The sequence below is a fragment of the Alterileibacterium massiliense genome (assembly GCF_900104645.1).
Taxonomy (GTDB): Bacteria; Bacillota; Clostridia; order Peptostreptococcales; family Anaerovoracaceae; genus Alterileibacterium; species Alterileibacterium massiliense.
Genome location: NZ_FNWE01000001.1, coordinates 155,458 through 169,192, shown reverse-complemented (window position 1 = coordinate 169,192; position 13,735 = coordinate 155,458). Strand labels below are relative to the sequence as shown.

The window sequence follows — 13,735 nt, the reverse complement described above, 5'->3', positions numbered from 1 at the left end:
TTTTTATTATTCCCTATCATCTATTATCACCTTTTATTAATTTTTTATTTAAAATTTGTCTGCAATATATTATTTTTCAAAAATAATGCTTCTTTACTTTAGCTCATAAAAGTTAATTCACAATCATGAGTTTCTAATTTTCAAAAAATTCGCTATATTTGATTGTTGATTGTCGATTCTTTAATATCACTTTGTTACTGTGTATTTCTAATTCGCGAAAATTAATTTTATATTATAAAATTCTAATTCTCAAAAGAAATTCTCTATCATTTTTCATAATTACTGTTAATTATTTTTTGCTTGAGATTTTTTCATGATTTATATTGGTTAATTATAACATATGAGATAGGTACTAAATTGGTAAATTAAAGAACTATTTCAATCCTTTTTATTTATTGAAATAGATTAGCTGTGATATAATATAAAAAAATTTGTTATATCTACGAAAAAAGGAGTGAAGGCTCTATGCGTTATTCAAGGCAAACTAAGATAATGGAGCTAATTGAAGATGAAATAATTGGAACTCAGGAACAGCTCATCAATAGGCTTACTGAGCTTGGATATAGTGCAACTCAAGCGACTGTATCAAGGGACATAAATGAGCTTCAGCTTGTCAAGAGAACTGATGAAAATGGCATTAAGCGTTATGTTAGAGCCTCATCAACAGATAATTCAATATCAGGCAGGTTCATAAGGATATTTCGAGATACGATTGTCTCATATAATAATGCTAAAAATCTGATAATTGTTAAAACTCTGTCTGGCTGTGGTAATGCTGCGGCAGAAGCCATAGATTGCATGAATTTAAAGCATATTGTCGGCTCAGTAGCAGGTGATAACACCCTACTTTTGGTAATTGAGGACGACAAATATGTCCCTGAAATAGTTAAAAAATTTGATGAAATGGTAAATTCCTAGCTTGTGAGGTAATTATGCTTGATAGAATTATTATAGATAATTTTGCTACAATTGAACACGCTGAGGTAGATTTTAACTCATCTTTAAATGTCATAACTGGAGAGAGTGGTGCCGGCAAATCTGTCCTTATAGAAGCAATCAACATGGCTTTGGGTGGTAGAGCTGATATTTCTATGGTTAGAAGTGGTAAAGAAAAAGCCTTAATACAGATTCTTGCTCATGATAATAATGATGACGAGATAATAATATCAAGAGAGCTTTTTTCCTCTGGCAAAAGCTTGTCAAAGTTAAATGGACAACTTATAACTCTATCTGAACTTAGGAATTATTGTTACAGCCTAGTCGATGTACATGGTCAATATGACAATCAAAAGCTTCTAAATCCGGAAACTCATATATCTATGCTCGATTCTTATATATCAGATAATATAAATGATGAACTCGATAGCTTGGAAAATCTTTATCTTGAATATCAGGGTGCAAAAAAGAAATACGATACTCTAATTTCCGAAGAAAAAGAGAGCATTATGAGACAGGATTATTTCCAATTTGAATTCGATTATATTAACAATCTTAATTTAAAAGTGGGTGAAGAAGAAGCCCTCAGAGAATCTGTTGAGCTTATGAAAAATAGCGAGAAGATCTTTAGCTCCATAAGTGAAACTTATTCATATTTAAATGGTTCAGACTCTTCTGCAGTATATCTAATAGGCAAATCTTTAAACCTTATGAAAGATGTTTCTTCTTATACCGATACGCTTTTAGAAATATCTAATACCTTGGAAAATTCATATTATGAACTTGAGGACGCGTCTTCCTCACTTCTTTCGCTTAGGGATTCAATGTATTTTTCTGAAAATGAGCTTAACGATGCACAAGAGCGATTGAGTGAAATTGAAGACGCTATGAGAAAATACAAGATGAGCGTTCAAGATATTCTAAAATATAAGGACGAGCTTAAAGACAAGTTAACAAAGCTGACGGATTTTGAATATCTAAAATCTCGATATAAAAAGGATATGGAAGATAAATTTAGCCTTCTAAGTTCAAAAGCTGAGCTGGTAAGTGAAATTAGGGCTAAATATGGAGAAAAGTTAAAAGAAGAAATCAGCTTAGAGCTAAAAGATTTGAATTTTACAAATTCCGATTTTGAAGTAAAAATTTCAAGGAAGAATACGATCGACAAGCTCGGTTTTGATGATGTTGAATTTCTTATTTCAACGAATCCTGGCGAACCACTCATGCCTCTTGCGAAAATAGCTTCCGGTGGTGAAATATCAAGGATAATGCTTTCTTTTAAATATGTTATAGGTGATAAGTACAATGTGCCTACAATGATATTTGACGAGATAGATTCCGGAATAAGTGGCAAATCAGCTCTGGTTGTCGGTAAAAAGCTAAGAGAAATTGCTAAATTTCATCAGGTAATTTGCATTACTCATCTTCCTCAGATTGCTATATATGGCAAATTCGCTTATCGCATCTCAAAGGATGTTTTAAATGGTAGGACATTTACCTCAATTAAGGAATTAAATGATGATGAAAAGGTAAAAAACATAGCTATGATGATAAGTGGAAGCGATGATAGCAAAGCAGGATTAAAAATGGCAAAAGAGCTTATCTCATCTATTTCCTAGAATTTTTTATGTTACAAGATATTTTTTGTTCCGTGAAAATTATTAATTTTTCAAGATATTTTTTATGTTCAAAAAAATATATTCCAAAAATAACTTGTATTCCAATAAAATATTTAGAACAATTAAATCATCTAGAATATCTAAAATATTTAGAAAATTTTAAGTTTTTATTTTTTAATAACTTATGATTTATATAAGCTGTTCTCCCCTCATGCTTAAAAAGACTCCATCTCCTATTATTATATGGTCTAATACTCTTATCCCAACCATTTCAGAAGCATCTATTAGCTTTTTCGTAGATGATATATCATCTTGACTTGGCGTGGGATCTCCGCTCGGATGATTATGTGCTATTAGTATAGCTGCTGCACTACGCTTAAGTGCCTTGCTCAAAATTTCTCTGGGGTGCATTATTGTATGGTCAAGTGCTCCTATTGAAATGGTTATCTCTGCTTCAACCTCACATTTCATATTTAAAACAAGCATTATCAGGTGTTCTTTTTTCTCATATCTGAGCTTTTTCATCAGCATTTCAGCTGCGTCACTTGCATTTTTTATTAGCGATTTCTTTTCTCTCTTATTAAAGGAGAGCCTTCTTGCAAGTTCTATTGTAGCTACTACAGAGCAAGCTTTTGCAACTCCTATACCCGTGATATTTTGAAGTTCATTAACCTCTATATTATATATTCCTCCTGATTCATTATTTGAATATGCTAACACATCTTCTGCAAGCTGAATCGCACTTTTATCTCTATTTCCCGTGCGAATTATAAGTGCAAGAAGTTCAGATGAGCTTAGACTTGATGCACCACTATAGATAAGCTTTTCCTGCGGTCTTTCACTCTTTGGTAGGTCTTTAATCTGCATTCTTTCTCCCATGGAATAATTTTATTATTTCTTTAATTCATCTCTTATATTATAACCACGACCACTTTTATCTCCTAATTAAAAACAAACTAAAAAAGGCACAATTCCTACAAAATCATGCCTTTTATTCATCTAATTTTTATCGCTTTGCCCGCTCTATTTTTGCTTTATTTCGCCTTAATTAATTTTGTTTCGTTTAATTTTTTCTGCCTCTCTTATTATAAAGTTGACAACTTCTTCAATATTCATATTTGTCGTATCTAATTCAATTGCATCTTCTGCTTTTTTTAATGGATTTAACTCCCTCGCTTGGTCTTGAAAATCTCTCTTTCTTATATCTTCTAAGATCTCATTAAAGTTTTCAATCTTGCCCTTTTCTTTAAGCTCGTCATATCTCCTCTTTGCTCTTACTTTAAGCGAAGCGGTGAGATATATCTTGAGTTCAGCATCTTTAATTATATTGGTGCCTATATCTCTGCCGTCCATGACGACATTATTATCTGAGGCTATTTTTTTCTGAATATCGCCCAAATAAATTCTCACAATGGGTAGCTTAGAAATTCCCGATGCAAGCATTGATATTTCAGGAGTCCTAATTTTATCTTCAACAATTTCTCCGTCGACTCTAATCAAGCCGTCTTTGAAATCAATATCCATCTTCTCGATTATCTCTTTAATCTGCTTATATTCTTCACTATCATTTATTAAATTTAAATCGAGCTCTGATATATGCGGAATTTCTTTTTTTATCTTGTAAGCAGCTGCCCTATACATAGCTCCGGTGTCTATGTATATAATATTGAGAATCTTTGCAACCCGCTTTGCAATAGTGCTCTTCCCTGCTCCGCCTGGTCCGTCAATCGCTACTCTGAACAAGGTCTTCATCTAAATATTCCCTTCGAGGTCGTCCATGCTCTCTTTTACATATACCTCTACAGCCTTTGCTCCGTCATCTTCTTGCTCAAGAAGCTTGTTTATCTCCTTAACAAAGGTATCTACATCGGTAAACTTATGATATACAGAGGCAAATCTTACATACGCAACCTGATCGAGTTTTTTCAACTCATCCATGATGAGTGCTCCAATCATCTTGCTATCTATTTCTTTTTCCATAGTATTATTAAGACCACGCTCTATATTATCTGCAATTTTTTCGACATCGGCATATCCAACCTTTGTCTTTTCACACGCTTTTAGAAGTCCGTTGATTATCTTATTTCTATCGAAGCTCTCCTTAGTTCCGTCACTTTTTATTACAACAAGAAGGGTATTTTCTATCTTTTCAAATGTCGTAAAACGCTTGTGACATCTTTCGCACTCTCTTCTTCTTCTAATTGCGAGTCCTTCTTCTACCGGCCTTGAGTCTACTACCTTAGTATCCGGATTATTGCAATATGGGCATCTCATTTTGCTTATTCCTCCCGATTAACTATTCTGCAACAGATTTCTTAATCACCTTATCCATAACCTTATCATATAAAACGCCAATATAAAGATTGTTCTTATCTGCATATTCTTCTATCGACTGACCTGATAATTTCTTATAACTCTTCTTTGTATAACCTGCATTTTTGAGCATCTTATCAAGCTCCTTATTGTATTCTGCCTTGTCAAGCTTTACATCTAGTTCATCAGCTAGAGCATATATAACCATCTTATCCTTTATGCTAGCCTTAGCCTGCTTGCCTGCTCTCTTTTCTATGTCCTTTTCTGTCATTCCCATCTGCTTAAGGTAATCTTCATATTTAAAGCCTGACGCCTGTGCTGATTTCTTTAGGTTTTCTATTATATTCTTTTTCTCAGCCTCAAGCTCCTTTGATGGATATTTTTTTATCTTTGCTCCAGATGAAATCTGATTAAAGACCTGCTGTTTATCCTTAGCCATCGCTTGATTATCCTTGTCCCTTTTTAGTAATTTTCTTACATTTTCTTCATATTCTTCAGTAGTTTTGAATTTGGAATTTTTCTTTACAAAATCATCATCAAATTCAGGCACTTTTTCAACTACAAGTGACTTTGCATCAATTGTAAATACAGCTTCTTTTCCTGCAAGGTCCTTATTTGTATAATCTGTTGGGAATGTGACATTGATGTCAAAAGTTTCACCAATCCTATGCCCTACCATAGAAGAGGCAAAGCCGTCGATAAAGCTATTCTTAGCAATATTCATCTCGACATTTTTTGCTGTTCCACCTTCAAACTCCTTGCCATCTATCTTACCTTTATAGTCAATCTTTACAGTGCTGTCGCTTTCAATCTCACCTGTCTTGAGATATTCTACCTTTTTCGCCTGCTGACGAGCTGTTGTTATATACTTATCAACTTCTTCCTCGCTAAGCTCTGATGTCGCCTTCTTATACTTAAGCCCCTCATATTTAGGAAGCTTAACATATTCACTCATCTTATAATTAAATTCCTTGGGAACCTTTGCTCCCTTACCGCAAGCAGTCAAACCCACTGCCATGATTAAAGCGATTGAAATAACGATTATCTTATTTAAATTAGCCTTCATAAAAACCCTCTATCCTGTAATTATTCTTTTTAAACTATTCTGCTTTTTAATTTATATCTTATCTAATATTCAACAATGATATTACCACAAACCATAGTTTCTATCAATCAGGTATGTAAATATCTCCTAACATTCCTAATTTACACCTTATAATACCACTGCTCCAATAAATAATCTTAACAAAATATACATAATTTGATGTTAGAATCTTGTTGTCAAAATATTTGACTAATTGATTTCTTAAAATTGTTCTTCCTTGATAAAAATATTTTCGTAGCAACTTAAAGAAAAGAGCTGGGCAGAGTGCCCAGCCTTTTTTCTTTGCTTTTTCTCGAGTCTTTCTTCTCCTCTTTTCTTTTCCCTTTTTACTTTTTTACCTTTTTACTTGTCTTCTTGTTTACTTTTTTAGCTCATTAGCTTTTCACCTTATTTACTAATTATTATATCCTGACTGCTATATGGTCTTTTCACTATCTTTAGATTGTGTGAATAATCAGATTTTAAATCTTCATATTCAAAATTATGCTCTGTAACCATCAGAGGATAGTTCATATCATCTCTATCTCCCACCTCAAGGCTTTTTATAACTGAGTATGCTCCAAGCCTTTTTAGCACCTTTTCAGTTTCTAAATTGTATGAGTTAAGACCATAGTCCGCAATTACCTTTATATTATCGCCAGAAAACCTCTGTAGCCAGCCTAAATTACCTACTAGAACACCACTCTTTTCACATATTTTAAGGCATTTTGAGTAATTTTCTTCGAGAATCATATTTTCTTTTCCTCTGGTGACAACTGAAATATATGGGAGATATTCATCTTCTATATCTAAATTTACATCTATATTTGTTATACATAAGTCTGCCAAGGGAAGAAGCGTGGTACATTCATTCTGACCTCCATTTGATTTCTCCCCCTTTTCTCTGAACTTTAGATATTCATCTATTGTATAAAACAATTTGAAGTTTTTACAATTAACCTCAGCTTTTCCCTTTGACAAATTATTCTTTAGAATTAAATCGTCAAAATTTATATGGGGAGCCTCTCTTTTTATGCAAAGCTTTTTAGATAGCTTATTTAAGCATTCTCTCCTAAGCTCATTTATCTCTGAAATCTTAATTTTTATATTAAAATCTCCCTTAAAATCAATATTTGAAATGGCAAAGCTTGTATTACCAGTCTTTACAAGGGATTTTTTAAATTTATCAATTGATGAGGGTTCTTCATCGATTATGAGAATCTTCCTACTTACCTTGCTTATAATTCCATTTCCCGCATCTGCAATAAGTGTCAATAGTCCATTAGCAGAGATTAGAATTAATTTAATTTCAAGCTTTTTATTGTATTTCTTGTCATCTTTATCAAAAATATCTATATCCTTAAATGTTTTTCTTATTTTCTCAATCTGCTCTACCTGCGATGTCCTATAAGCGTGCTGACCAGCCTTTATATTACCCTTAAAATCGCCTATTATATATGAACCGTCCGCTTCCTTTTTTAAATATGTTATAACTGTGCTCGAAACAATTTCTCCATTTTCTTTTCTTATCTCAAGTCCATCATGTAAGCTTAAATTTAGTTTTGAATTTATATTAATTAATTTGCTTCCCTTTTTTGAAAAAGTCACATCGCCAGCATATATACCATTATTCTTAGGAATTGTATTCGACATAAATTTAGATTCCTCATCTTTATGCAAAAATCCTTCTGTAAAATCACCTCTGTTAAAAATCTGCATCAGAGACTTTCTATCTTCTTCACTTATCTTATATTCCCCATTTTTTAAATATAGGTCTATATATTTTCTATATATCCTTGTTATAACCCCTACATATTCAGGAGATTTCATTCTGCCTTCTATTTTTAGCGATTTTACGCCCGCTTCTATTAGCTCTCCTAAGTTTTCCACTTGGCATAAATCCCTTGGGCTTAAGGCATATATCTTTTTCTCACCATTCTCTTTTTTAACATTTGTTATGTTCGTTGTATTTGTTATATATGGCAATCTGCACGCCTGAGCACAGGTTCCCCTATTACCGCTTCTTCCGCCATATCTTCTGCTAAGTTGACACTGCCCAGAATATGATACGCATATTGCACCATGTACAAATACTTCTACTTCCACATCATCTATATCAGAAATTTCCTTGATTTCATCAAGCGAAAGCTCTCTGCTAAGAACAATCCTCCTATATCCAAGCTCCTTTGCTACTTCAGCCGATTGCCTGTCAGAGATAGTAGCTTGAGTGGAGAGATGAAGTTCAAAATCTGGCAACATATCCCTAACTAAGCTCCCAAAGCCAAGATCCTGAATTATTAACGCGTCTCCTCCTGCCTCATAAATAAATTTTGCATATCTAAGTGCCTCTATAAGCTCTTCATCTTTGATGAGGGTATTCATTGTGACGAACACCTTAACTCCCCTTAAATGGGCATAGTCAATTGCAGCGACCATTGTTTTATCATCAAAATTATTCGCATTCATTCTCGCATTGAAAAGCTTACCGCCTATATATACCGCATCTGCTCCATTTTGAACTGCTGCTACTAATGCACTTACGCTTCCTGCGGGAGCAAGTAATTCAATTTCTCTTTTCTTCATTTACCTTATTCTGCCCTGTCCTTTTTTCTTTTATTCCTCTTATTATAATAAGAATTTAATAATAATCAAAATAAAAGCGGATGCCGAGGCATCCGCTCCCAAATTATCAATTTAATTTTATGGCTTTAGATTATTTACCCCAGAATGATGAAATCTGGTTGTAAACGATCATTGCCATGAAGATAGGTCCAACCCACTTAATGCAGAAGTTGTAGAAGCCTTGTGACTTAAACTTACGAGTTCCGCCATTTGCGATTTCGTCATCAACGTAGTGAGGAACAAACCATCCAAGTAGGATAGCCATGATTAAACCTGTTAGAGGCATCAAGATACCTTCTGCCAAGCAGTCCCAAACATCGAGTACATCAGGCTGACCAAATAGGTTACGGAATCCTACGAGTGCAGCATTCTTTGATCCACCAAGCTGGTCTGCTGTTGTAAGGAAGTTACCAATCCATGCGAAGATTGTCATGATTACAGATACCTGAATTCTGTTAGCAGCTTTACCCTTCTTAATCCTTGAGTCAAGAATTGCAGAGATACCAGCTTCCATCATACCGATTGATGAAGAAAGTGCTGCGAAGAATACTAGTAGCCAGAATAGGAGCTGGAATACCTTACCAATTGTACCCATTGCCTGGAATACTGCTGTCATTGAGATGAAGAGAAGTCCAGGACCTGCACCAGGCTCTAGTCCGTTAGCGAATACTGCAGGCATGATAGCCATACCAGCAAGAACAGCTACTAGAGAGTCACCGATTGTGATGATTGCTGCGTTGCTCTCTAGGTTTTCCTTCTTGCTTAGGTATGAACCATAAGCGATGATACATCCAGAGCAAAGTGATAGTGAGAAGAACATCTGTCCACCAGCACTACCTAGAATATCAAAGAAACCCTTAGCTGTTGACCAACTTTCGAGGTTAGGTTTGAATAGGAATTCAAGACCTGCACCAGCTCCAGGAAGTGTGCAAGATCTGATAACTACTACAACTAGCATTACGAATAATGCAGGCATAGCTACCTTACAGAACTTCTCGATACCGCCGGATACACCACCGAAGATGATTACCATTGTTAGAAGTAGGAATCCTGTCATCCAAGCAACTGCACTGCCTGTTGATGAAATCATTCCACCGAATAGAGCACCTGGGTCGCCAGTGTTAAGTACAGCATCCTTTGAGAATATAGCTGTGATTGACTCAACTAGGTACTTAGTAATGAATCCACCGAATGTGCAGTAGAAGCAAATCAGTAACCAAGGAACGATTGTCTGTAGAATACCATTGAACATAAATGGACGCTTAATCTCCTTGTATGCTTCAATTGCAGCCTTACCAGTCTTACGACCGATAGCGATTTCTGATAGCATTAGCGGATAACCTACGATTACTGCAAGTACTGCGTAAATGAGTAGGAATGCGAATCCACCGCCAACTCCCAGCTTATAAGGGAAAGACCATAGGTTACCAAGACCCACAGCTGAACCTAAAGCTGCCATCAAGAATCCAAAATTGGAATTAAATTGACCTTTTTGATTTTCTTGTTGCATTGTATTACCTCCATTAAATTTATTAACGTTTGATGGCTATATCACCATCACTAGGTGCATTGTACCCTAATTTAATTGTGATGTCAATATGAAGATTGCTATCACTAAGCTTTCACTAAAAACATCATTTATACGCATTTTCTGATATAAATCACAAAACGAGCATGGTTTTCATGCTCGTTTAAATGTTTTTCTTGTATATTTTAACAATTAATCCTTCTTAGAATTATTTTTCTTTCTCCCCTGCATTTTTTTTCTGCGAGACTCTGAATTTTTTACTGTCAGAATTTGCCAAAGCGTCGCAACTCCAGCTACAACGATTGCACCGAAGATTATCGCAGGTATGTGACTTATGAAATATTCCATAATACTATTCCCCCGAGGAATTATCTGGCCTTCTTAGCCTGTTCACATAAGTCTGCAAATCCCTTTGCATCATAAATTGCCATCTCTGAAAGCATCTTCCTGTTGATTTCAATTCCCGACTTCCTTAAGCCATTCATGAGATTGCTATAGTTAATTCCATTTGCTCTTGCTCCTGCATTGATTCTTGCAATCCATAGCCTTCTATACTCTCTCTTCTTATTCTTACGACCAACATATGCCGAAGCGAGGCTTCTCATAACTGCAGGGTTAGCTGCTCTGAAATTTTTGCTCCTCTGTCCGTAGAAACCCTTAGCCTGTTTAATTATCTTCTTATGTCTTTTATGTGCGTTAACACCCTTTTTTACTCTCATCTGAATTACCTCCCCTGTTTATTTAGCAAGCGACCTTAGCATACGCTTGTTGTCTGCACTTGTAAGAATAGTAGCTTTTCTTAGTCCTCTTTTCCTCTTAGCAGTCTTTTTTGTCAATATATGACTCTTATAAGCCTTATTTCTTTTAATCTTGCCAGAGCCTGTCAATTTCATTCTCTTTGCAGCTCCTCTATGAGTCTTCATCTTTCCCTTAGCCATGGTTATACCTCCTAAATATATTATTTCTTATTAGTTTCTTTCTTTGGAGAAAGGAACATCACCATATTCCTGCCCTCCATCTTCGGCTTTTTATCTACATCGCCAAATTCACTGACTAAATCTGCGAAATTATTCATAACTCCATATGCTTTAGTAACATATTCACGCTCTCTACCTCTAAATCTGATGCTCACCTTAACCTTGTCACCCGATTTTAAGAATTTGGAAACCGTATTAGCTTTAACTTCGACATCGTGCTCTTCAATAGATACTGAAAGTCTAACCTCTTTAACCTGAATTTGCTTCTGATTCTTCTTAGACTGCTTCTCCTTCTTTTGAAGTTCATATTGATATTTGCCAAAATCGAGAACTTTACAAACCGGCGGGTTTGCATTAGGTGAAACATTAACCAAATCCAAATTGGCTTCGCTTGCAATCTTTAATGCCTCATCAAGCGACAAAATCCCTACCATATTGCCGTCTTGGTCGATCACCCTCACTTCATCAGCACTGATATTCTCGTTGACCTGTTGCTTCTTATCCTTGTTAATCTCTAATACCTCCGTGAAATCTTCGCATTCAATAAAAATAGCGGACACCGAAGCATCCGCATTAATTACAAGTAAAATGATTTAATCATAAATTATCTGTATCTCTTACCCTGCGGCAAAACCACAAAGGTGGAAGCGGATAGCTTCTTCTTATTACGAGCACTATAATACATTCAAACCTAACCAATGTCAAGGAAAAATTAAATAAGTTTAATTATAATCATCATTATACATAAGGCTGTAACCCCTGCTTGTATGACATCTCCAATAAGCCTATTCTCATTTTCAAATGACATATTCTTAATCTTTATGCTGCGAGAGTTTTCAGTCCAAAGGTATGGATTCGAAAGATGTGAACCCATAAATTGCATACCTTTCAATATATGATTATCAAAGAACTGCATAACTTTATAGATAGCCTTTGAAATTCCTTCAATAAAATTTTTTAATGGCTTTCTATAAAAGTAATCAAAGTCTAGGCTTATCTCATCATGTGGTGCCATCTTCTTTATGTATAGGACAAAAGGTATTGTTCCTCCGATAAATATCGCAATATATTCAACGATGTGATGAATTGTAAAAGGATTTACTACTGTAGCATGGGTTGTATAATTATATAAAGCATCTGGATAAATTCCTAAGAATAGGGTTACTATCGTTCCAAGTGCTATTGCAATGCTCATAGAATTAGGTATCTCATCTACATCAATGTCCCTATCCGTCTTTCCGAAAAATACAAAGTAATTAATCTTAAGTGTAATGGATAATAGTGTTCCTACTCCGGCAGCCGTTACCAAAAGATAAGGTATTGTATATCCTCCCTCGGTAAGGCTTTCCGTAACAAGTGCCTTGCTCGCAAATCCGCTTGAAAATGGAAGCCCCGCTATGGCAAGCGAAGCAACGAGAAAACAAATAGATGTTATAGGCATCTTCTTCCAAAGGCCGCCAAGCTCCGTTATCTTTGACTTTCCAGTAGCATAAATTATAGCTCCCGCACACATTATTAGCACGCCTTTAAACATTATATTGGTAACAGCATGGGCTGAAGCTCCGTCTATTCCAATATCGCTTCCAACAGCAAGTGCTGCGACCATCATTCCAAGCTGGCTTACTATGTGATATGAAAGCAGGCGTCTTATGTCATTTTCCATTATCGCCATGCAGGCTGCGTAGACTGCCATTATCGCTCCTACCCAGATGAGAAATTCAGTTCCTGCAAAGAATCTGATTAGAGCATATATCGCTGCCTTTGTTGTAAAGGAGCCCATGTAAAGCGTTCCTGAAATTGTCGATTCGGGATAAGAGTCTGACAGCCATCCATTGAAAGGAGGAATGGCTGCATTTACAGCAACTCCTATCAAAACAAGCCAGAATGAAATATCTCTTGCACTTGAAATATTTACGAACTCGGTTCCATATTTTGCAATATGCATCATTATTCCGACGAGTAGCATATTTCCACCAAATCCATGCATCATTATATATCTAAATGCCGACTTCGATGATCTTCTCTTCTTATTAGCAAATATTAAATATGTAGATGCAAAGGCAGATATTTCCCAGAAAACTATAAATGCAATGCTGTCTCCTGCAAGGACAATGCCCATTATGCTCCCTGCGTAAAATGCGGACATTCCGCTCTCTTTACGGTCCTGCGTTTCAAGAGAATAAATTGCGGCAATAAGTGAAATTATGACAAAAACTAGCATGAATGCCAGCGTCATCCTATCCACCTTGATTAACTCAACTTTTAGATTATCCGTTATATGGTATGTAAATCTGCTATCCTCATTTAATAGGAAGAAGGCAATGCCTGCACAAATTGGTGCAAGAATTGATAAAAACCTTCTCATAAATTCAGGAAGAACCCAGATGAGCATACCAAACAGCATCATTATCATTCCGGGATGTAAATTATCTAAACCAATTGCACTTAAATACTCAGGATACATTTAACGCTCCTCATCTGATATTTTTACTATCTTTATATTTGACAACATCTTTTCTTCTATATCTCTTTCTTCTTTTTCATAATAATCAATATCTCGCCTTATCAATTTATCCAAAACTATCTTTGAAATAAAGATAAGAATAGCCGAGCTTATAAATGATATGAGTAGATATTTTAAGAAAATAGCCATGCT

14 protein-coding genes are annotated in these 13,735 nt (G+C 35.2%); 2 read left to right on the top strand and 12 right to left on the bottom strand.

Annotation, left to right across the window (positions count from 1 at the left end; all coding sequences use genetic code 11):
* Nucleotides 1–465: 465 nt before the first annotated feature.
* Nucleotides 466–918 carry an arginine repressor gene (locus BQ5371_RS00835; protein ID WP_071132083.1) on the top strand — a complete coding sequence of 151 codons (453 nt, stop codon included), beginning with the start codon at nucleotides 466–468 and terminating at the stop codon, nucleotides 916–918.
* 14 nt (nucleotides 919–932) lie between these two features.
* Nucleotides 933–2,555: a DNA repair protein RecN gene (gene recN, locus BQ5371_RS00830; protein WP_071132082.1), complete on the top strand. Its 1,623-nt coding sequence runs from the start codon at nucleotides 933–935 to the stop codon at nucleotides 2,553–2,555.
* Between the two features lie 189 nt (nucleotides 2,556–2,744).
* Here the strand turns inward: recN and radC are convergent, their stop codons facing one another.
* The 12 genes from radC to BQ5371_RS00775 form a co-directional block, all read right to left on the bottom strand.
* Nucleotides 2,745–3,422, bottom strand: coding sequence for a RadC family protein (gene radC, locus BQ5371_RS00825; protein WP_205408016.1), 678 nt, complete (start codon nucleotides 3,420–3,422; stop codon nucleotides 2,745–2,747).
* Between the two features lie 177 nt (nucleotides 3,423–3,599).
* Nucleotides 3,600–4,307, bottom strand: a complete 708-nt coding sequence (gene cmk / locus BQ5371_RS00820) for a (d)CMP kinase (RefSeq protein WP_205408015.1) — start codon at nucleotides 4,305–4,307, stop codon at nucleotides 3,600–3,602.
* Nucleotides 4,308–4,829, bottom strand: coding sequence for a transcriptional regulator NrdR (gene nrdR, locus BQ5371_RS00815; RefSeq protein ID WP_071132080.1), 522 nt, complete (start codon nucleotides 4,827–4,829; stop codon nucleotides 4,308–4,310).
* A gap of 22 nt (nucleotides 4,830–4,851) precedes the next feature.
* Nucleotides 4,852–5,934 carry a trigger factor gene (gene tig, locus BQ5371_RS00810; RefSeq protein WP_071132079.1) on the bottom strand — a complete coding sequence of 361 codons (1,083 nt, stop codon included), beginning with the start codon at nucleotides 5,932–5,934 and terminating at the stop codon, nucleotides 4,852–4,854.
* Between the two features lie 426 nt (nucleotides 5,935–6,360).
* Entirely contained in the window at nucleotides 6,361–8,535 is a 2,175-nt protein-coding gene (locus tag BQ5371_RS00805) for a peptidase U32 family protein (RefSeq protein ID WP_071132078.1), read from the bottom strand.
* A 130-nt stretch (nucleotides 8,536–8,665) separates the two neighbouring features.
* The gene (locus BQ5371_RS00800; protein WP_071132077.1) at nucleotides 8,666–10,084 is read right to left on the bottom strand and encodes a sodium-dependent transporter; all 1,419 of its coding nucleotides are present in this window, start codon (nucleotides 10,082–10,084) and stop codon (nucleotides 8,666–8,668) included.
* A gap of 210 nt (nucleotides 10,085–10,294) precedes the next feature.
* Complete coding sequence (locus BQ5371_RS06980; RefSeq protein ID WP_159428251.1) at nucleotides 10,295–10,450, bottom strand: hypothetical protein; 156 nt, start codon at nucleotides 10,448–10,450, stop codon at nucleotides 10,295–10,297.
* Between the two features lie 20 nt (nucleotides 10,451–10,470).
* On the bottom strand, nucleotides 10,471–10,821 hold the full coding sequence (rplT, locus tag BQ5371_RS00795) for a 50S ribosomal protein L20 (protein ID WP_071132076.1): 351 nt from the start codon (nucleotides 10,819–10,821) through the stop codon (nucleotides 10,471–10,473).
* A gap of 18 nt (nucleotides 10,822–10,839) precedes the next feature.
* A complete protein-coding gene (rpmI, locus tag BQ5371_RS00790) occupies nucleotides 10,840–11,040 on the bottom strand; it encodes a 50S ribosomal protein L35 (protein ID WP_071132075.1) in 201 nt (66 codons plus the stop codon).
* A 20-nt stretch (nucleotides 11,041–11,060) separates the two neighbouring features.
* Nucleotides 11,061–11,639, bottom strand: a complete 579-nt coding sequence (gene infC, locus BQ5371_RS00785; protein ID WP_331462925.1) for a translation initiation factor IF-3 — start codon at nucleotides 11,637–11,639, stop codon at nucleotides 11,061–11,063.
* Nucleotides 11,640–11,791: 152 nt separating this feature from the next.
* Nucleotides 11,792–13,543 carry a proton-conducting transporter transmembrane domain-containing protein gene (locus BQ5371_RS00780; RefSeq protein ID WP_071132074.1) on the bottom strand — a complete coding sequence of 584 codons (1,752 nt, stop codon included), beginning with the start codon at nucleotides 13,541–13,543 and terminating at the stop codon, nucleotides 11,792–11,794.
* On the bottom strand, nucleotides 13,544–13,732 hold the full coding sequence (locus BQ5371_RS00775) for a hypothetical protein (RefSeq protein WP_071132073.1): 189 nt from the start codon (nucleotides 13,730–13,732) through the stop codon (nucleotides 13,544–13,546). It lies immediately after the preceding gene.
* Between the last annotated feature and the right edge of the window lie 3 nt (nucleotides 13,733–13,735).